This window comes from Saccharopolyspora rhizosphaerae (assembly GCF_003931915.1).
GTDB lineage: Bacteria > Actinomycetota > Actinomycetes > Mycobacteriales > Pseudonocardiaceae > Saccharopolyspora > Saccharopolyspora rhizosphaerae.
Genome location: NZ_RSAA01000015.1, coordinates 499991 through 519254, shown reverse-complemented (window position 1 = coordinate 519254; position 19264 = coordinate 499991). Strand labels below are relative to the sequence as shown.

The 19264-nt window shown below is 71.4% G+C and carries 16 protein-coding genes; 6 read left to right on the top strand and 10 right to left on the bottom strand.

The features are described 5' to 3' along the window. Nucleotides 1–841: 841 nt before the first annotated feature. From EIL87_RS17345 to EIL87_RS17325, 5 genes are all read right to left on the bottom strand, one after another. The gene (locus EIL87_RS17345) at nt 842–2437 is read right to left on the bottom strand and encodes an ABC transporter ATP-binding protein (protein WP_125091563.1); all 1596 of its coding nucleotides are present in this window, start codon (nt 2435–2437) and stop codon (nt 842–844) included. Continuing rightward, nucleotides 2434–3297, bottom strand: coding sequence for an ABC transporter permease (locus EIL87_RS17340; protein ID WP_125091562.1), 864 nt, complete (start codon nt 3295–3297; stop codon nt 2434–2436). The genes EIL87_RS17345 and EIL87_RS17340 overlap by 4 nt, the downstream gene beginning before the upstream one ends. Further along, nucleotides 3294–4253 (bottom strand): ABC transporter permease, encoded by a 960-nt coding sequence (locus EIL87_RS17335; protein WP_125091561.1) that lies wholly within the window; start codon nt 4251–4253, stop codon nt 3294–3296. The genes EIL87_RS17340 and EIL87_RS17335 overlap by 4 nt, the downstream gene beginning before the upstream one ends. 2 nt (nt 4254–4255) lie before the next feature. Then, nucleotides 4256–5881 carry an ABC transporter substrate-binding protein gene (locus tag EIL87_RS17330; RefSeq protein ID WP_125091560.1) on the bottom strand — a complete coding sequence of 542 codons (1626 nt, stop codon included), beginning with the start codon at nt 5879–5881 and terminating at the stop codon, nt 4256–4258. A 151-nt stretch (nt 5882–6032) separates the two neighbouring features. Next, nucleotides 6033–6503 (bottom strand): histone-like nucleoid-structuring protein Lsr2, encoded by a 471-nt coding sequence (locus EIL87_RS17325; RefSeq protein ID WP_125091559.1) that lies wholly within the window; start codon nt 6501–6503, stop codon nt 6033–6035. 362 nt (nt 6504–6865) lie between these two features. Between EIL87_RS17325 and EIL87_RS17320 the strand changes: the two genes are divergently transcribed. Next, nucleotides 6866–7210 (top strand): histone-like nucleoid-structuring protein Lsr2, encoded by a 345-nt coding sequence (locus EIL87_RS17320; protein WP_125091558.1) that lies wholly within the window; start codon nt 6866–6868, stop codon nt 7208–7210. A 124-nt stretch (nt 7211–7334) separates the two neighbouring features. Here EIL87_RS17320 and rbsK read toward each other — a convergent pair whose 3' ends face one another. Next, complete coding sequence (gene rbsK, locus EIL87_RS17315) at nt 7335–8234, bottom strand: ribokinase (RefSeq protein WP_233576321.1); 900 nt, start codon at nt 8232–8234, stop codon at nt 7335–7337. 102 nt (nt 8235–8336) lie between these two features. Here rbsK and EIL87_RS17310 point away from each other — a divergent pair, with 102 nt between their 5' ends. Continuing rightward, nucleotides 8337–9407, top strand: a complete 1071-nt coding sequence (locus EIL87_RS17310) for a hypothetical protein (protein ID WP_125091556.1) — start codon at nt 8337–8339, stop codon at nt 9405–9407. A 58-nt stretch (nt 9408–9465) separates the two neighbouring features. Here EIL87_RS17310 and EIL87_RS17305 read toward each other — a convergent pair whose 3' ends face one another. The 4 genes from EIL87_RS17305 to EIL87_RS17290 all read right to left on the bottom strand — a co-directional run bounded on the left by EIL87_RS17305 (nt 9466) and on the right by EIL87_RS17290 (nt 14036). Further along, nucleotides 9466–10338, bottom strand: a complete 873-nt coding sequence (locus EIL87_RS17305) for a spermidine synthase (protein ID WP_125091555.1) — start codon at nt 10336–10338, stop codon at nt 9466–9468. Between the two features lie 267 nt (nt 10339–10605). Beyond that, a complete protein-coding gene (speD, locus tag EIL87_RS17300; RefSeq protein ID WP_125091554.1) occupies nt 10606–10998 on the bottom strand; it encodes an adenosylmethionine decarboxylase in 393 nt (130 codons plus the stop codon). Between the two features lie 92 nt (nt 10999–11090). Further along, on the bottom strand, nt 11091–12314 hold the full coding sequence (locus EIL87_RS17295) for a type III PLP-dependent enzyme (RefSeq protein WP_125091553.1): 1224 nt from the start codon (nt 12312–12314) through the stop codon (nt 11091–11093). A gap of 222 nt (nt 12315–12536) precedes the next feature. Next, the gene (locus EIL87_RS17290) at nt 12537–14036 is read right to left on the bottom strand and encodes a PucR family transcriptional regulator (RefSeq protein ID WP_125091552.1); all 1500 of its coding nucleotides are present in this window, start codon (nt 14034–14036) and stop codon (nt 12537–12539) included. Between the two features lie 238 nt (nt 14037–14274). On the opposite strand from EIL87_RS17290, the gene EIL87_RS17285 reads away from it, so the two are divergent. Genes EIL87_RS17285 through pucD form a run of 4 tightly spaced genes read left to right on the top strand, consistent with a single transcriptional unit; the run spans nt 14275 to nt 19250 of the window. Continuing rightward, nucleotides 14275–15138: an FAD binding domain-containing protein gene (locus EIL87_RS17285; protein ID WP_125091551.1), complete on the top strand. Its 864-nt coding sequence runs from the start codon at nt 14275–14277 to the stop codon at nt 15136–15138. Then, a complete protein-coding gene (locus EIL87_RS17280) occupies nt 15129–15596 on the top strand; it encodes a (2Fe-2S)-binding protein (RefSeq protein WP_125091550.1) in 468 nt (155 codons plus the stop codon). Before EIL87_RS17285 ends, EIL87_RS17280 begins: the two co-directional genes overlap by 10 nt. Continuing rightward, nucleotides 15589–16941, top strand: a complete 1353-nt coding sequence (locus EIL87_RS17275; protein ID WP_125091549.1) for an 8-oxoguanine deaminase — start codon at nt 15589–15591, stop codon at nt 16939–16941. Before EIL87_RS17280 ends, EIL87_RS17275 begins: the two co-directional genes overlap by 8 nt. A gap of 2 nt (nt 16942–16943) precedes the next feature. Then, complete coding sequence (gene pucD / locus EIL87_RS17270) at nt 16944–19250, top strand: xanthine dehydrogenase subunit D (RefSeq protein WP_125091548.1); 2307 nt, start codon at nt 16944–16946, stop codon at nt 19248–19250. Nucleotides 19251–19264: the final 14 nt, after the last annotated feature.

Here is a 19264-nt window from a genome sequence, read left to right as displayed (position 1 = left end):
CAAAACAGTCCGCTGTTGAGTTCTCAAAGAACACACCCACACCATCACCACACCCCACTTCAGGGATGCCGGATCCGGGGAGTCATTTCCTCGGCGATTCCCGCTCTCGCGGTGTTCCCCACTTTAGACCATCCTGATTTCCTCGGTCAAACCGGGGGGCCTCAGTCCTGCCCGTCACCATTCCGAGACCTTCTAACCAGTCCCGTTCCCGGCGACACCAAGCGAAAACAACCACTCGATCGGTATTCACATTGTCAAAAAGGTCTTACCCGATTTTTCGCGGGCCGGAACACGCTAACACCCGGAGGGTTGAGCGAGGTTCTCGGGGCCCCGTCAGGCCCGGCCCGGTTTTTCCCGGTCCGTGCCGCGCTGACATGGAATACTTTACGCACCCCGAAATGACGGGTGAACACCACCCCCCTCTTCAGGGTGAAGTCCCTGGTCATCCCCCATTCGGCGGCGTGATCGAGCACGAATGGCCGGTGCTCGACGCGCCGGACGACTGTCCACCTTCGGGTGGTCCTCGCTTTGAGCGGCCAGTGCCCCTTGATTTCGCAGGTAGCCTGCCGACGACTTGTCAGGAACGGGGGTAGCAGTGGACTCGACTCCGATATACACCGAGCTGCGCAACACTCTGGTCGACCCGGAGGACTGCAATTGGGGCCCGAGCGCGCCGCCGGAGTTCGCAGCCTCGCTCGCAGAAGGAGTGAGCGCGACGACCTCGCGGGAATCGCGCTCGCCCAGCACCCGTCCCCGCGCGCGGAGACATCGCGCAGCGGACTGACCACCTCACCTGAACCGCACCGGACCCCGCGCACTGCTCCGGTGCGGTTTTTCGTCCCTACCCGCTGAGCACGCTCCGCCGCGCGCGCTGCTGCACCGGGTCGGGCACGGGCGCGGCCTCCAGCAAGCGCCGCGTGTAGTCGTGGCGCGGTGAGCCGAGCACCTGCGCCTTCTCCCCCTGCTCCACGACCTCACCGCGGTGCATCACCGCCACCCGGTGCGCGAGCTGGTTGACTACGGCCAGGTCGTGGCTGATGAACAGGCACGAGAAGTTCAGCTCGGCCTGCAGCTCCCGGAACAGCTCCAGCACGGCGTCCTGCACCGAGACGTCCAGCGCGCTGGTCGGCTCGTCGGCGATGAGCATGCGCGGGGACAGCGCCAAGGCGCGAGCGATGCTCACCCGCTGCCGCTGCCCGCCGGAGAGCTCGTGCGGGTAGCGCTGCCGACGCGCGGTTCCCAGCTCGACCGCGTCCAGCAGGTGGTCGACCCGCTCGTCGAGCGCCTTCCCCTCGGCCACGCGGTGCAGCCGCAGGGGTTCGGCGATGCTCTCGGCGATGGTCATGCGCGGGTCCAGCGACGAGCCCGGGTCCTGGAAGACGAAGCCGATGTCCCGGCGGATCGGCCGCAGCGCGCGTGCGGACAACCTGCCGATGTCCTGCCCGTCGAGGAGCACCCGGCCGGCGGTGGGTGTGACGAGGCGGGCGACGCACCTGCCGACGGTGGACTTGCCCGACCCGGACTCCCCGACGAGCGCGACCACCTCCCCGCGCCCCACTTCCAGCGTCACCCCGTCGACCGCCCGGTGGGATCCGTAGGTGACGACGAGGTCCTCCACCCGCAGCAGCGGCTCTGCGGGCGCGCCGGGTTCCGCGGACCCGACCTCCAAGCGCGGGACGGCGGCGAGCAGCGAACGCGTGTAGTCCTCGCGCGGGGCCTGGAACAGCTCGCGCACCTCGGCCTGCTCGACGACCTCGCCCCGGTGCACCACGACGACCCGGTCGGCCATGTCGGCGACCACGCCCATGTCGTGGGTGATCAGCAGGATCGTCATGCCGAGTCGGTCGCGGAGGTCGCGGAGCACGGCGAGGATCTCCGCCTGCACGGTCACGTCGAGCGCGGTCGTCGGCTCGTCGGCGATGAGCACTTCCGGCTCGCAGGCCAGCGCCATCGCGATCATCACCCGCTGCCGCTGCCCGCCGGAGAGCTGGTGCGGGTACTGGCGGACGCGGTGTTCGGGTTCGGGAATGCCGACCAGGCCGAGCAGTTCCACAGCTCGGGCGCGGGCGGAGCGGCGCGTCGTGTCGGTGTGCAGCCGGATGGCCTCGACGAGCTGCCAGCCAACGGTGAACACCGGGTTCAGCGAGGTCATCGGTTCCTGGAAGATCATCGCGACGTCCTTGCCGCGCACCGCCCGCAGGTCGCGCCCCACCAGCTCGACGCCGTCCAGCGCGATGCTGCCGCGGACCCGCGCGGTCGGGGGCAGCAGGCCGAGCGCGGCCATCGCGGTGACGCTCTTGCCGGAACCGGATTCGCCCACGACGGCGAGGACTTCGCCGGCTTCGACGCCGAAGCTGACGCCGCGCACGGCCTCGACCTCGCCGTCCTCGCCGTGGAACGAGACCTCCAGGTCGGTGAAGGACAGCAGCTCGCTCATCGGTGCCCCTTCGGGTCGAGCGCGTCGCGCAGACCGTCGCCGAGCAGGTTGAACGCCAGCGTCGCGAGCACGATCGTCAAGCCTGGCCAGAACACCAGCCACGGTGCCTGCGCGAAGTAGGTCTGCGCGGAGGACAGCATCACGCCCAGCGAAGGCGCGGGCGGTTGCACGCCGAGCCCGAGGAAGGACAGCAGCGATTCGCCGATGATGGCCTGCGGGATGTTGACGGTGATCTGCACCAGCAGCGCGTTCACCGCGTTCGGCAGGATGTGGCGGACCATGACGGTCGCGCCGGAGGCGCCCGCGGCGACGGCGGCCTCGACGTAGCTCTCCCCGACCAGCCGCAGGGTCTCGCCGCGCACCACCCTGATCAGGTTCGGCGCGAGCGACAGGCTGATCGCGATCGCCGCGTTGACCAGGGACGCCCCGAGCACCGCGGAGAGCCCGACGGCCAGCACCAGGAACGGGAAGGCGAGCAGCACGTCGGTGATCCGGGAGACCACGGCGTCCAGCCACCCGCGGTAGTAGCCGGCGATCATGCCCAGCGGCACGGCGACCAGCAGCGCGAGCAGCACCGCGAGGACCCCGACGATCATCGAGGCGCGGACGCCGTGGAGGACCCGGGAGAGCTGGTCGCGGCCGAGTTCGTCGGTGCCCAGCCACGCCCCGGGCCCGGGTTGGGCCAGCACGTGGTCGAAGTCCACCGCGGCCGGGTCGGCCGGGGCGAGCACCGGGACGGCGATCGCCACCAGCACCAGCACGGCCGACAGCACGAGGCCCAGCACCCCGGTCCGGTGCCTCAGCAGCCGGCGGGCGACCCGGTGGGAGCGGGTTCCCGGCAGGGCGACGACGGCGGTCATGCGGCACCTCCGTGCACGCGGATCCGGGGGTCGACGACCGAGTACAGGAGGTCGACGCAGAGGTTGACGCCGATGTAGCCGACGGCGGCGACGAGCACGGCGGCTTGGATGACCGGGTAGTCGCGGGTGAACACCGAATCCACCATGAGCTTGCCGAACCCCGGCAGCACGAAGACCTGCTCGGTGACCACCGCACCGGAGATCAGCTGGCCGAGCTGCACGCCGAGGATGGTGAGCACGGTGATCAGGCTGGTGCGCAGCCCGTGCACGCCGACGACCCGCCACTCCCCGGCGCCCTTGGCGCGGGCGGTGCGCACGTGGTCGGAGCGCAGCGAGTCCACCATGGACGACCGCATCTGCCGCATCAGCACGGCGGCCAGCCCGCTGCCCAGGACGAAGGCCGGCATGATGAGCCGTTGCAGGTTCTGCCACGGGCTTTCGGTGAACGGGATGAAGCCCGAGGAGGGCAGCACGCCGAGCGCCACGGCGAACACCAGCACGCACATCAGGCCGAGCCAGAAGTTCGGGACGGACAGACCGAACAGCGCGATCCCGTTGCTGATCCAGTCGGGCGCTCCGCCGCGGCGCACGGCGGCGACGACGCCGGTCGTGAGGCCGAGCAGGGCGGCGAAGGCGAGGCTGAGGACGGCGAGTTCGAGGGTGACCGGGAGCCGCTGCAGGATCATCTCGCCGATCGGCAGCCCGGTCTGCGCGGACTCCCCGAAGTCGCCGGTCAGCGCGCGTCCGAGCCAGGTCAGGTACTGCACGGGAAGGGGTTGGTCGAGGCCGTTCTCACGGCGGACGTCGGCGATGGCGGCGTCGTCGGCCTCGGGCCCGGCGATGGCCACCGCCGCGTCACCGGGCAGCGCGCGCAGCCCGGCGAACACGACCAGCGACACCAGCACGAGGGTCACCAGCGATTGCAGGAGGCGGTTGAGGACGTACGAGCGGGGCACGATCAGCTCCCCTCGACGAATCCGGCGTGCTGCATCCGGACAAGTCCGTCGGGATGGACGGTCACACCGGCCATCCGGTCGGTGTGGGCGGTGTAGTACTGCTGGCGGTAGAGGTAGATGAGGCCGTTGGCGGCTTGCAGGTCGGCGACGACGCGCTCGTAGAGGGCGCTGCGCACCGCCGGGTCCTGCTCGGCGGCAGCGCGTTCGATCAGCGCGTCGGTCTCGGGTGTGGAGTAGCCGCTGTAGTTGTGCGAGCCGTCGGCGGTGTGGAAGCTGGCGATGTTGCCGTCCGGGTCGGAGCGACCGGACCAACCACCGGCGTAGAGCTGGAAGTTGCCGGACCGCGAGTCCGACAGCGCGGTGGTCAGCTCGGAGGGGCGCAGCACCACCTCGAAACCGGCTTGCGCCGCCATGGCTTGGATCACCTGCCCGGCCTGCATCGTGGAGGTGTCGTTGGCCAGCGTCATCTCCACCCGGATCGGCGTCCGCACCCCGGCTTCGGCGAGCAGCCGGCGGGCGCGGTCGAGGTCGTAGGGCGGGCAGGCCTGCGTCTTCGGCGTCGCGAACTCGCTGATGTCGGGGATCGGTCCGCACGCGGGTTGGTAGAGGCCGTTGAAGGTGATCTCGTTGAGCGTTTCGCGGTCGATGGCGAGCGCGAGGGCTTCGCGCACCCGGGGGTCGTTGGCCAGCGGCCCTGGTACGTGACCGGTTTCGCCGCCGACGTTGCGGATGTTGACGTTGATGCCCCAGTACTGCAGCGACGGGGTGTTCAGCAGCACGAGTCCGGGCTCGCGGGAGATGAGCGGCACCTGCGGGGCCGGGACCTCCCACATGACGTCGTACTCACCGGAGCGCAGGTTGGCGGTGCGCACGTTGTCGTCGCCGACGAAGCGGTACACCAGCCGGTCGAGCTTGGTCTGGTCGCGCCCGTAGTAGAAGTCGCTGCGCCGCAGCACGATCCGGTCCTGGGCGACGCGCTCCCCGAAGGTGTAGGGGCCGACGCAGACGGGGTTGTCCGCGAAGTCCTCGCCGAGGCGGTCGAGCGCGGCCGGGGACAGGACCATCCCGGCGCGGTCGGCGAGCATGCCGGCGAGCGGCGCGTAGGGGCGGGAGAGCCGGACGCGGACGGTCAGCGGGTCGACGACGTCGACGCCCGCGACGGCGGAGAGCTCGGTGCGGCGGGCGGAACCGTCGAGCGTCCGGTGGCGGTCGAGGCTGCGCTTGACGGCTTCGGCGTCGAACGGCGTTCCGTCGTTGAAGCGCACACCGGGCTTGAGCGGGATGGTCAGCTGCAGGCCGTCCGGCGAGACCGCGGGCAGTGCGGTCGCCAGCTGCGGCACCACGCGCACCGCGTCGTCCAGGTCGTAGAGCTTCTCGCACATGTTGATGAAGACCTGGCGCGAGGTGAGCGTGGACGCGGTGGTCGGGTCGAGCTCGTCGGGTTCTGAATCGAGCACGACGGTGGCTTCGCCACCACGCACGGTGGGCGCCTGCACCGAGGCGCGCACCTCGGCGGCGGTCTGGTGCACGTCCACCAGCGGCGCGCAGGCGGTCGTCGTCGAGGCGGTGGCCAGCAGCAGCGCTAGCGCGACCCGCCTCCTGCCGGGGTCGGTGGACTGCGTCCTCACGGGCGCCTCCGGACGTCGGGGGGAACGTCAGAGCCGTGCTTCCCGACGAGGTGGCGTGCCCGGAGGCGGGACGTCCTCGCCGGCGATGGGGTGAGGAGTCAACCAACCCGGTCGGACGGATCGCGAGGACTTAACGGGTGAAGACGGGGCCTCAGTCCACGGCGGAGGAGAACAGCGGCAGCGAGACGGCCGGACCCTCTGCGGGAGCTTCGTTCTGGGACTGCTCGGCGTCGTCGGAGGTGAGGAGCTCAACTTCGGCCGGGGTTTCGGCACCCTCGGCTTCGACACCACCGGCTTCGGCAGCGGCGGCCTCGTCGGCCTCGGGCTTCTTCAGCGCTTCCCTCGTGCGCTGGGCCGCACCGCGGATCTGCTCGGTGAGCTGCTTGTTCGCCTTGCGGGTCTGCTCCTCGTCGCGCTCCTGCCGCTTGGATCCGCGCGGAGCAGCCGGTTCAGGCGAGCGAGCGGCCTTGATGTAGCGGTCGAGCACGGAGCGGAGCGCTTCGGCGTTGCCGTCGTTCAGGTCGATTTCGTAGCTCACGCCGTCCAACGCGAAGGTGACGGTGTGCTTGGCTGGCGACCCGTCGATGTCATCGACGAGATCGACCTGAATCCGCTCGGCCATGATCACCTGTCTCGGGAACGCGCCCCGTCTCGATCCGCGACTTCCAGGTAAGACTACTGCTAGTCCTGACCACGTTGTAGCACGACATTCACCAGTTGTCTCGCACTCGACTGTAGAGCACCCGGTCCGATCGGCCGAAAACCGCTCGGGGTTCCGGACACACGCGCCGGTCGGCGGCTGTTGTCGACTCACGGACGGTAACCAGGCACGGGCGGTTCGAGCCCGCAGCAATGGACGCGAGTGCCGGAATTCGATACCGGGTGGAACATTCTTCCGGCGATCGTTTATTGTTCGCTCGCTCTTCGTCGCGCGGACATGTGCGCGCGCTGAGACTGGATTCGAGCCGGAATCGAGGTTTAACCGTGGCGCAGAAAGTCACCGTGCAGCTGGTCGACGATGTCGACGGCTCGCAAGCCGACAGCACCGTCGAGTTCGCCCTGGACGGGGTGAACTACCAGATCGACCTGTCCGCCGACAACGCCGCGAAACTGCGGGACGCACTGGCTTCTTACGTGGCCAACGCCCGTAAGACCGGTGGCCGCAAGCGGTCTGGCACCAAGGCGGGCAAGTCGTCCAGCGCGCCGACCCAGGCCGACCGGGAACGGAACCAGGCCATTCGGGAATGGGCCCGGGAACAGGGCATGCAGGTTTCCGACCGGGGCCGCATTCCGGCTGAAGTCGTCGAGGCTTACGACAACGCTCGGTGAACGGCCGGGCACGGGCGGCCGGATTTGCGCTCCGGACATTTCCGGCCGCCCGTGATAGCCGGCGCCATTTCCGGTGATGGCCGCTGGACGCCGTGGTCGCGCACCGGTGAATGGCGATCAGCGGCTATTGTCGGGCCACGAAGTCGGCGATTTCATCCCGCGTGGGCATCGCGCTGCTGGCGCCATTGCGCTGCACGGACAGTGCCGACCCGGCCGCCGCCTCCCGCAACGCGTTCGGGACCTCGCCGCCCTCGCCGAGCGCGGTGGTGAGCACGCCGACGAACGTGTCGCCCGCCGCCGTGGTGTCCACCGCCGGCACGGAGAACGCCGGCACGTCGTGGCGGACGCCGTCTCGGTTGCCGTACGTGCACCCGCGGGCACCGAGCGTGATGACGACCTCGGGCACCAGCTCCAGCAGCGCCGCCAGGGCGCGTTCGGGGTCGTCGTGTCCGGTCAGCACGGCCGCCTCGTGCTCGTTGGGCACCAGCAGGTCCACGTCGCGCAGCAGCTCCTCGGGGAGCGGCACCGCCGGCGCGGGGGTGAGCACGACCCGCACGCCGTGCCGCTTGCCCGCCGCCGCGGCGGCGGCCACGCCCGGCTGCGGGACCTCCAGCTGCAGCAGCAGGCTGTCGGAACCGGCGATGAGCTCCTCGTCGCCGTCGGCGAGCGCGTCGACGGTGCCGTTGGCCGCCGGGACCACGATGATCGAGTTGTCGCCCGCGTCGTCGACGACGATGTGCGCGGTTCCGCTGCGCCCGGGCACCGTTCGCAGACCCTGGACGTCCACAGTGGAGTCCTGCATGACGCGGCGGATCTCCGCGCCGAACTCGTCGGCGCCGACCGCGCCGATCATGCGCACGTCCGCACCGGCCTTGGCCGCGGCGATCGCCTGGTTGGCGCCCTTGCCGCCCGGGACCGTGCGGAACTCGCGGCCGGTGACCGTCTCGCCCCGCTTGGGCGCGACCGGCACGTAGGCCACCAGGTCCATGTTGCAACTGCCGAAGACCACCACGTTCGTCGTCACCGGATCATCATCGCCGACCCCGACACCCAGCGCGCTGGCCGGGTCACCAGCAGGGCGACGTCGTACCATGCCGACCAGCAGTCGAGGAGAGGGCGATTCGCGGTGGACTACGCGGTGACGGCGGAACTGGCACCCCCTGCCGAGGTGGTGGAGCTCGACCCGCTGCAGCAGGAGGGGGTCGCCGCCGTGCTGGACCGACACCTGGCGATGGTCGAGGGGGTCAGCGGTCCCGGCGAGTCCGAGATCGACGTCCTCGACTACCGCATCACCGTGCACCAGGGCGGCGTGAGCGTGCTGCTGGCCCTGGACGCGCCCTCGCTCCAGGCCGCCGAGGAAGGCGCCGCCTCGGTGCTCGACGAGCTCATCGTGGAGACCGAGCTGCTGCTCGGCTGGACGGTGGCCGAGTCCGCCGTGCGCCTCACCGAGGACGAGTTCAACGAGCGGCTGGCCGCCGCCGACGAGGTCGACGCCGACGGCGAGCTGCAGGCCGCCATCGAGGAGGCCCTGGAGACCTCCGCCGAGCCCGCGATGGACGCCGAGCACTGGAAGCGTCGGCTCGACGACCTCGCACCGCGGCTGCAGGCCTTCGGGCCCAGCGCCTTCGGCATCGAGGGCGAAGGTGCCACGCTCGCGGCGGGCGCGCTGGTGCACTCGGTCCGGGTGGTGACCGACGAGATCTTCTACGACGAGCTCGCGCTGGCGGTCAACAACGCGACCGTGGCGGACGCCGTCGGGCTGCTGGTGCTCGAAGAGCTCCCGCCCTGCTACGACCACCGCTACGACGCGTTCTTCGCCAGGTCGTTCGTGCTGGCCTCGGCGGCGGTGGCGGCACGGCTCACCGAGCCCGCGTGGACGCCGCCGCGCAGCGTCGCCGAGGCGCTGGCGCTGCGGCTGATCATCAACGAAGCGCGGGTGGTCCTGGAAGCCGCCGAGCTCATGAGCTGGGACGACAGCGAACCGGTGTTCGACGCCTTCGCCGCGCGGGCGTTCGGCGACGTGGAGCACGACGAGCTCTACGAGGTGGACGTCCCGCTGGCCGGCGAGGCCGAGGCGGAGGTCGTCGAGAAGGCGGCCAAGGTGGAGGCCGAGCTGCACAACCGGGGGCTGGCCTTCGACCAGTGGTTCCTGCCCACCGACGGCGGCTCGTACCACCCCTACCTCGACTCGCCGTGAGGGAGCGGCTCGGCTGACCGGCGGTGGGCGACCGCGCGGGCCGCCCACCGCCTCCGGCTCAGGACTGGTTCCGCACCGAGTACGGGGGGACCGTGGCGCCGATGAGGGACGCGTCGTCGATCGTCCTGGGCTCGTACGCGCAGTTGGGCAGCGCCTCGAGCATCAGGTTGATCGGGTCGTCGATCGGCTCCTCCCGGCCGAACAGGAACGCCCACTCGTGCTCGTCGGAGCCGAAGTAGGCGACCGTCTCGAAGGCCGTCTGGAACCGGTTGTAGGCGCGGATCAGCGTCTCGTTGCGCCACACGGTCGGGCAGCCGCCCTGGAAGGCGACCACGCCCCCGGCCGAGAGCACCGACTGGCAGCGCTGGATGAACTCCAGGCCGTAGAGCCGGTTGTGCTGGCCGTCGGCGTCGTCGGCGCGCTCGTCCGGCAGGTCGACCACGACGATGTCGTAGCCCTCCGGCGGGGCCTGGTCCAGGAAGCTCCACCCGTCGGCGAAGTGGATCGTGACCGGGCCTTCCCCCTTCTCGGCCGCGGCCAGCTCCTCCGGCGTGTAGCCGTAGGGCAGGAGCTCGGCGCACTTGCGCACGCACAGCTCGTCGATGTCGACGTGGTCGACCCGGGTCGCTCCGGCGGCCACCGCCATCTGGCTGGCCACGCCCTCGCTCGACCCGATGATCAGCACCCGGTCCACCTGCCCGGCCAGCAGGAACGCCGGGACCATCATGGCCTCGTGGTAGACCAGCTGCGAGAACTCGGTGCTCTGCCGGTCATCGTCGCAGAACAGCGAGATCCCCTGCCCGGTCTGCGCGATCACCACGTGCTGGTACGGGGTGTCGCCCTCCCACAGCACGTCGTCGACCCGCCACAGGCGCTCCATGTCGGCGCCCAACGGCTCCTTGATCCACCGGTGCCCGTCGAGTTCGATCAACGGTGTTCCTCCTGAATGTCCCCAATGGTGTGTGCCCAGCATCCCGCCGGTTCCCGTAGCGGGCCCGCCGACACGCGAAAAGTAGACCGTGCCCACCCGTGCCCCACCGCAGGCACCCGGATGGCCCGCACCGCCGCGAGTTCTGAGCGGCTTCGTGGCGAGGGTGCCGCACGCCGTGAGCGCGGCAGCGGCGCTCGGTGTCCACGGAGCCGCTCAGGTCTGCCACCCGCGCGGTCGCGCAGCTCGAGCCGGAACCGCCGGTGCGGATCAGCAGACCAGTTCGGCGTAGTCGTGGCCGCGTCGGATGGTCTGCACGTTCTGCGAGGTCGGCTTGAGCGCCTCGGCGAGCAGCTGCACCGCGAGCTCGGGCTTCGCGGTGTGCCCGCAGGTGAACACGTCGATGAAGATCGAACCGTCCTCCGGGTAGGTGTGCAGCGAAGCGTGGGACTCCGACAGCAGCGCCAACACCGTGACGCCCTGCGGGTCGAACCGCTTGGCGATCATCTGGCACACCGTGGCGTCCGACTCGCTCAAGGCGTTGTGCAGGACATCCCGCAGGTACTGCTCGTCGTCCAGCAGTTCCGGTTCAACGCCCTCGAGCTCTGCCAGGACGTGCCTGCCGGTGAACAGACCGACCTGTGCTCCGGTGTCAACGGACATCTATCGACCTCCCATCATTTCGCAGAATTGCCGTGTCTCGCCTTCGCTCCGTGGAGCGCGTCCACAGCGGTCGGACGTGCTCCCGCAGCAGGTCACGGGCGCTGATCGCCGTCGACGCAATAAGTGGGCAGCGGGGTGAACCCGTTGAAACCCACGGATGAATAGCTCGCGGTGTACGCGCCCGCCGACAGCAGGTCCACCCAGTCACCGCCGCGCAGCGTGCGCGGCAGCTCGTAGTGCGTCCGCTGGTAGAGCACGTCATCACCGTCGCAGGTCGGCCCGGCCAGCACGACGGGACCTCCCTCGTCACCGTCGCGCGAGGTGCGCAGCCGGTAGGCGATGGCCTCGCCCTCGGTCTCGGCGAGTCCGTTGTAGCGCCCGATGTCGAGGTACACCCAGCGCCGCTGCCCGTCGCAGGAATCCGTCACCAGCACGACTTCGCTGCGCAGCACGCCGGCGTCGCCGACCAGGAACCGGCCGGGCTCGATGAGCAGCTCCGGCCGCTGCGGGCCGAAGGCGTGCTCCAGCGCCGCTTCGATGGCCGTCACGTAGTCGGCCAGCGGCGGCGCCGAACCCGCGTACCCGGCGGGCAGTCCCCCGCCCAGGTTGACCAGCCTCGGTCGCACACCGCGGGCGGCGCAGTCGGCGAACACCCGCGCGGCCGCGTCGATGCCGTGCCGGTAGGCGGCCGGATCCAGCTGCTGCGATCCGATGTGGAACGACACGCCGCAGGCGTCCAGTCCCAGCTCGTCGGCGCGGACCAGCAGGTCCGCGGCTTGTTCCGGGGTGCAACCGAACTTGCGGCCGAACGGCGTCCGGGAGCCGGTGTTGTCGACCAGGACGCGGCAGAACACCTGCGATCCGGGTGCGACCTCGGCGATGTTGGTGAGGTCCGCGGCGCTGTCGGTGGCGAACAACCGCACGCCCTGCTCGTGGGCCCGGGCGATGTCGCGCCGCTTCTTGATGGTGTTGCCGTAGGAGATCGACTCCGGTGTGGCGCCCTTGGCCAGGACCAAGTCGATCTCGCCGGGGCTGGCGACGTCGAACGAGGCGCCCTCGGCGATGAGCTCACCGACGACTTCGGGAGTGGGATTGGCCTTGACCGCGTAGCAGATGCGGGCGTCCGGCAGCGCGGTGCGCAGGTGCCGGTAGCGGTCTCGGACCTGAGCCAGATCCATGACCAGGCAAGGAGTTCCGGGGTTCTGCTGATCCAGGAACCGTCGGATCGGATCCGGATTCCCCCTGACCCGCCCGGGTTCCTGCGCGGTGCCGCTCGGGCGGTCCGTCACGCCGGTGGTGGCGGACAGATCGGTCAATCCCGTTACCTCCGTCTCGGGGCGGTGGGTGGCTCTCGCCGCGCCTTCGCGGCCCTTCACCGGGCGCTCGGCGACCGCAACTGCGACCAAGCACGGTACCGCCATCAACGTCAGATTTCGAACCGTGCACGACTTTGTGAGGACACGCACTGACCTGGACCTCAATCGTTCTTCCGGGCACCTGGGGAACGCGGTGCCGGGGCGGCGGTGTTCCCAGCGGGTTCAGGCGTCCGCGTCGAGCCGGAGCGCGAGGTAGAAGTCCACCCGCGCCCCGAAGTCCGACAGGTCGCGTCCGGTGATCTCCTCGACCCGCTGGATGCGGTAGCGCAGCGTGTTGACGTGCACGTGCAGCAGCTGGGCGCAGCGGGACCAGGACCCGTTGTGGTCGAGGAAGACGCGCAGCGTGCGCAGCAGTGCGGAACCGTGCGTGGCGTCGTAGGCGACGAGGTCGGCCAGCAGCCGCTCCCGGTAGCTGCGGCGCAGCTCGTCGGAGACGGAGGCCAGCAGCACCTCGTGCGAGGCCAGTTCGGCCGCGGTGGCGACCTCGGCGCGGCCGCGGCGCTGCTCGGCGAGCCTGCGCGCGTAGGCGGCCTCGTCGAGGGCTCCGCGCAGCGCTGTGGCGGCGCTGGTGTCGCTGAGGCCCATCACCAGGCGCCTCTGCCCCAGCCCTGCCGCGGCCTCGGCCACGACCCTCCTCAGCCGCTCCTCGAGGCTCGCGAGGTGGTCGGGGTCGTCCACGAACAGCGCCGCGGCACCGTCCCCGAGCGGAGCGGTGACCGAAGCCATGCCGGTGGCCGCGGCGATCTCGCGGAGCAGCGTGGTGGAGGTGGCGGGGTCGCCGACGCTCATCGTCACCGCCCGCAGCGGTTCGTCGGCGGGCAACCCCGCGGTTTCCAGTCGGGCGGCGACCTCGGTCGGTGAGGAGCTGCCTTCCAGCAGCCTGCGCAGCGCGGCTTCGACGGAGCGCCCGGCGATGCGACGGGCCTCGTCGACGCGGGCGCGCACCAGCGCGACGACGGTGCCCAGGTCGGTGGCGACGGCTTCGCGGTGCTCGTCCCACTCCACCAGGTCGCCGCTGACCAGCGCGAACCACCGGGCCGCCAGGGGCTCGGCGTCGGACTCCACCGGCCACAGCACGTGCGGTTCGCCGACGCGCCACGTGCGCGGCAGGTGGCCTCGGGCGAACTCGGCGAGCGCACCGCTGCGGACCTGCTCGGGGAGCTCGGCCGTGCCCCCGACGACCCAGCCGGCGGCCGAGAGGACCCAGCAGTCGGTGCCGAGGTCGTCGGCCGCCATCCGCAGCACCCGGTCGAGGTCGGCTCCGGCGGCGACCGCCGAGATCAGCTCGCGGCGCGGGGCGTCACGCCACTGGATGCGCTCGGCGAGGGCGTTGAAGCTGACCGAGACGGGGACCTCGAACGCGGGCAGCCCGTGCGCGCGGCAGGCGGCGACCAGGTCGGGCGGGGCGTGGCCGAGCCGCGCCGTGCCGGCGGCCAGCCCGGCGACCCCGGCGTCGACGAGGGCCTGCACGAACTCCTCGGAGTCCTCCGGGCAGGAATGCCAGACCAGGCCGCTGAGCACCAGCTCACCGCCGGTGAGGTAGCGCCGGGGGTCGATGAGGTCGGTGATGTAGACGCCGCGCACCGGCCGCTCCAGCGCACCGGCGTCGTTGAGCAGCACCAGGCCGAGCTCGTCGTCGGCGAGCAGATCCCGAAGGCGCACTCCCGCCCTTCCGTCGGCCTCGTCCCCGTCCGAGCGATCTTCGGCTCGGCGTCCGCGCCACCTCCGATCGAGCCGCGGTGGCGCGCAGGACAGGTGGGTTCACCTCGTTCGTAGGAACATACAACCGCACCCGCCCGACGGCGAACCTTTTTCGGGGATTCGCCCGCTAGCCAGGGCCTGCTCGCCGATTGTGTACTGGGCCACATCAGCGCACCGGCCGGTCGACAAGGAGTACGACGTGGAATTCCTCCGCCCCGCCACGTGGCGGGAAGCGCTCGAAGCCAAGGCCGCGCACCCGGACGCCACACCGATCGCGGGCGGCACCGACGTGATGGTCGAGCTGAACTTCGACCGGCACCGGCCCGAGGCCCTGCTCGACCTCACCACCGTCCCCGAGCTCGCCGAGTGGGCGCCGGACGGCGACGAGCTGCGCATCGGCGCGGGCGTCCCCTACGCACGGCTCATCGAGGAGCTCGGCGAGCGCCTGCCCGGCCTGGCGATGGCCAGCCGCACGGTCGGTTCGCCGCAGATCCGCAACCGCGGCACCGTCGGCGGCAACCTCGGTTCGGCCTCGCCCGCCGGGGACGCGCACCCGCCGCTGCTGGCGAGCGGGGCGAGCGTCGAGGTCGAGTCGGTGCGCGGGTCGCGGGTGGTCCCGGTCGACGAGTTCTTCACCGGCCCGAAGCGCAGCGTGCTGGAGCCCGACGAGCTGATCGCCGCGATCCGCGTCGCGCCGGCCGCGGGACCGCAGCAGTTCTCCAAGGTCGGGACCCGCAACGCGATGGTCATCGCGGTGTGCACCTTCGCCGTCTCGCTGGACCCGGACACCCGGACCGTCGGCACCGGCATCGGCTCAGCGGCGCCCACGCCGATCAGGGCGCGCGACGCCGAGGCCTTCGCCCGCGCCGGGCTCGACTGGGACGGGCCGCTGGAGGAGTCCGCGGCCCGGCGGTTCGGCGACCTGGTCGCGCAGGCGGCGTCACCGATCGACGACGTGCGCGGCACCGCGCACTACCGCGAGCACGCGCTGGGCGTGCTGGCCCGCCGGACCCTGAGCTGGGCCTGGCACGAGCTTCGTTCCGGGAGGCAGGAATGCGCCTGAAGTTCACCGTCAACGGGCGCCGGCAGGAGGCCGACGACGTCTGGGAGGGCGAGTCCCTGCTGTACGTGCTGCGCGAGCGGCTGGGCCTGCCCGGTTCCAAGAACGCCTGCGAGCAAGGCGAATGCGGTTCGTGCACGGTCTACCTCGACGGCGTGCCCGCGTGCGCGTGCCTCGTCGCGGCCGGTCAGGCCCAGGGGCACGAGGTGCGCACCGTGGAAGGACTGGCCGACGAAGGGCTGGACCCGGTCCAGCAGGCGTTCGTGGAGACCGGTGCGGTGCAGTGCGGGTTCTGCACGCCGGGCCTGCTGGTGCAGACCCACGACCTGCTGGAGCGCACGCCGGCGCCCTCGGACGCCGAGATCCGCGAATCGCTGGCCGGGAACCTGTGCCGCTGCACGGGGTACGAGAAGATCATGGACGCCGTCCGACTCGCCGCTCAGCGGAGGAACGATGGCTGAGCGGATCGTCGTCGAGGGCGGCCCGGTGGTGGCGGTCGACGACCTCGGGACCGAGTTCCCCGAGGGCCACGTGGTCGTGGAGGGCGACCGGATCGTCGCGGTCGGTGCGGGATCCGCTCCGCCGCAGGACGTCCCGGTGCGGCGGATCGACGCGAGCGGCTGCCTGGTCACGCCCGGGCTGGTCAACACCCACCACCACCTCTACCAGTGGGCGACGCGCGGCTACGCGGCCGACTCGACGCTGTTCGAGTGGCTGACCGAGCTGTACCCGGTGTGGGCGCGGATGGACGCCGAGATCGTCCACGCCGCGGCCTCGGCGGGACTGGTGCAGCTGGCCCGCTCGGGCTGCACCACGGCCGCCGACCACCACTACGTGTTCCCGCGCGAAGGCGGTGACGTGTTCGGCGCGGTGGTGGCGGCCGCCGAGCGGACCGGGCTGCGGCTGCACGCCGTGCGCGGCTCGATGGACCGCGGGCAGTCCGAGGGCGGCCTGCCGCCGGACCCCGTCGTCGAGGACCGCGACGCCGCCCTGGCCGGGACGCAGCAGGCCATCGACGCCTTCCACGACCCGGCACCGGGCGCTCGCGTCCGGGTGGCGGTGGGCCCGTGCTCGCCGTTCACGGTGAGCACCGAGTTGATGCGCGAGGCCGCGGAACTGGCCCGTCGCAACGGGGTTCGGCTGCACACCCACCTCGCCGAGACCACCACCGAGGAGGAGCAGTGCCGGGCCGAGCACGGCCGCACGCCGGTGGAGTACGCCGAGGAGCTGGGCTGGCTGGGGCCGGACGTGTGGTTCGCGCACGCCGTGCACCTCGCGCCCACCGCGGTCCGCAGGCTCGCCGAGACCGGAACCGGGGCCGCGCACTGCCCGAGCTCCAACGGCCGTCTCGGTGCCGGGGTCGCACCGGTGCGCGGCCTGCTGGGCGCCGGAGCCCCCGTCGGTCTGGGGGTCGACGGGGTCGCCTCGAACGAGTCCGGCGGGCTCGGCGAGGAGGTGCGGCAGGCGCTGCTCCTGGCCCGCGCCACTGGAGGGCCGCGCGCGCTGTCGGTGCGCGAAGCCCTGTGGCTGGCCACCCGGGGTGGGGCCCGCTGCCTCGGGCGCGAGGACGAGATCGGCTCGCTGGAGCCGGGCAAGCTCGCCGACATCGCCGTGTGGCGCCTCGGCGGGCTCGACCACACCGGGATCGAAGACCCGGTCGCAGCCCTGGTGCTGGGCCGGTTGCCGCAGGTGGAAGCGCTGTTGTGCGGCGGGGAGGACGTCCTCGCCCAGGACGACGTCGTCGAAGAGGTCGTCGAAGAGCTGGACCGGGCGAGCGCCCGGCTGCGTCTGGTGGAGGTGTCGTGACCATGACCGACCGACCGAGTGCCCAGGCGCCCACGCGGACGCCGCAGCGGCTCGACGACGCCATCGACGGCGGCATCGGCGAATCCCCGGTGCGCCCCGACGGTGCGCTGAAGGTGCGCGGCGAGTTCGCCTACGCCTCGGACCTGTGGGCCGAGGACATGCTGTGGGGCGCGACGCTGCGCAGCCCCCACCCGCACGCGCGGATCCGCTCCCTCGACGTCGGTGCCGCGATGGCGATGGCCGGCGTGCACACCGTGCTGACCGCCGAGGACGTGCCCGGTGACAACCTCTTCGGGCTCAAGGAGGTCGACCAGCCGGTGCTGGCCTCCGACGTGGTGCGCTACGTCGGCGAGGCGGTGGCGCTGGTTGCCGCCGACCACCCGGAGACCGCGCGGCGGGCGCTGGAGCGCATCGTCGTCGACTACGAGGTGCTGCCGCCGGTGCTCGACGCCGAGCAGGCCGCGCACGACGAGGACCTGCCGAAGCTGCACCCGGGCGGCAACGTGGTGCGCCACCAGCGGATCGTCAAGGGCGATCCGGACGCCACCGCCGAGGTCGTGGTCTCCGGCGTCTACACCGTCGGCATGCAGGACCAGGCGTTCCTGGGCCCGGAGTCCGGGTTGGCGATCCCCGCCGAGGACGGGGGCGTCGACCTCTACCTCGCGACCCAGGACCTGCACTCGGACCTCAAGCAGACCGCTCGCGCGCTGGGCCTGCCACCGGAGAAGGTGCGGATGACGATGTCCGGCGTCGGCGGCGCCTTCGGCGGCCGGGAGGACCTGTCGATCCAGGTGCACGTCTGCATGCTCGCGCTGCACGTGGGCAAGCCGGTGAAGATGGTCTACAGCCGCGAGGAGTCCTTCCACGGCCACGTGCACCGGCACCCGGCGAAGATGTACTACGAGCACGGCGCGACCCGGGACGGGAAGCTGGTCTACGTCAAGGCGACCCAGTACTTCGACGGTGGCGCGTACGCGTCGAAGACCCCTGTCGTGGTGGGCAACGGGACCACGCTGGGCGTCGGGCCGTACGTGGTGCCCCACGTGCGCATCGACGGCTGGGGGCTCTACACGAACAACCCGCCGTGCGGCGCGATGCGCGGGTTGGGCGCGGTGCAGCCGACTTTCGCCTACGAGTCCCAGATGGACAAGCTCGCGGCCGCGCTCGGTGCGGACCCCGTCGAGTTGCGCATCCGCAACGCGATCTCCCAGGGCGAGACGATCCCCACCGGCCAGGTGGTGGACTCCCCCGCGCCGGTCGCCGAGCTGCTGGAGCGGGTGCGCGCGCTGCCGATGCCCGGCGAGCGCGACACCACCGACATCCGGGAACTGCCCGGTGGCGCCTCCAACACCACGCACGGCGAAGACGTGGTCCGCGGCGTCGGCTACGGGGTGACGATCAAGAACATCTGCTACTCCGAAGGCGCCGACGACTTCTCCACCGCCCGCGTCCGGTTGCAGCTCCTCGGCGGCGAACCGGCCGCCATGGTGCACACCGCCGCGGCCGAGGTCGGGCAGGGCCTGGTGACCGTGCAGCAGCAGATCGCGCGCACCGAGCTGGGCGTGGAGCGGGTGACGATCCACCCCAACGACACCTCCGTCGGGCCGGCGGGCTCCAGTTCCGCCTCGCGGCAGACCTACGTCACCGGGGGCGCGGTGCGGGCCGCCTGCCAGGCCGTGCGGGAGGCGCTGTTCGACCGGGTCACCGAGCGCTACGGCACGACGGTGGGGCTGTCGTTGCAGGGCGGCAAGGTCGTCTCCACCGACGGCGTGGTCGTCGACCTGGCCGAGCTGCTGGGCGACGACGTCATCGAGGAGACGCGGGAGTTCCACCACCGCCAGACCTTCCCGATGGACGCCGACGGGCGCAGCGAGGTGGTGCAGGTGCAGCACGCCTTCTCCGCGCACCGCGCGGTCGTCGACGTCGACACCGAGCTGGGCCTGGTCAAGGTCGTGCAGCTGGCCTGCGCGCAGGACGTCGGCAAGGCCATCAACCCGGACGCCGTGATCGGCCAGATCCAGGGCGGTTCCGCGCAGGGCCTCGGTCTGGCGGTGATGGAGGAGGTCCAGGTCAGGGACGGGAAGATCCGCAACCCCTCGTTCACCGACTACCTCATCCCGACGATCTTGGACATGCCGCCGATGGAGATCGACGTCATCGAGCGCGGTGACGACCACGCGCCCTACGGGGTCCGCGGCGTCGGCGAGCCGCCCACCATCTCGACCACGCCGGCCGTCGTCGCGGCGATCCGCGCCGCCACCGGCAAGGACCTCGTGCACACCCCGGTCGCTCCTGAGCACATCATCTGAGCACCGCTGAAAAC

What these genes read in the sequence shown, in the direction of transcription:
- EIL87_RS17325 (WP_125091559.1), bottom strand. Translation starts at nt 6,503, where the DNA reads ATGGCCGAGCGGATTCAGGTCGATCTCGTCGATGACATCGACGGGTCG.
- EIL87_RS17280 (WP_125091550.1), top strand. Translation starts at nt 15,129, where the DNA reads ATGCGCCTGAAGTTCACCGTCAACGGGCGCCGGCAGGAGGCCGACGAC.
- pucD (WP_125091548.1), top strand. Translation starts at nt 16,944, where the DNA reads ATGACCGACCGACCGAGTGCCCAGGCGCCCACGCGGACGCCGCAGCGG.
- speD (WP_125091554.1), bottom strand. Translation starts at nt 10,998, where the DNA reads ATGTCCGTTGACACCGGAGCACAGGTCGGTCTGTTCACCGGCAGGCAC.
- EIL87_RS17275 (WP_125091549.1), top strand. Translation starts at nt 15,589, where the DNA reads ATGGCTGAGCGGATCGTCGTCGAGGGCGGCCCGGTGGTGGCGGTCGAC.
- EIL87_RS17345 (WP_125091563.1), bottom strand. Translation starts at nt 2,437, where the DNA reads ATGAGCGAGCTGCTGTCCTTCACCGACCTGGAGGTCTCGTTCCACGGC.
- EIL87_RS17340 (WP_125091562.1), bottom strand. Translation starts at nt 3,297, where the DNA reads ATGACCGCCGTCGTCGCCCTGCCGGGAACCCGCTCCCACCGGGTCGCC.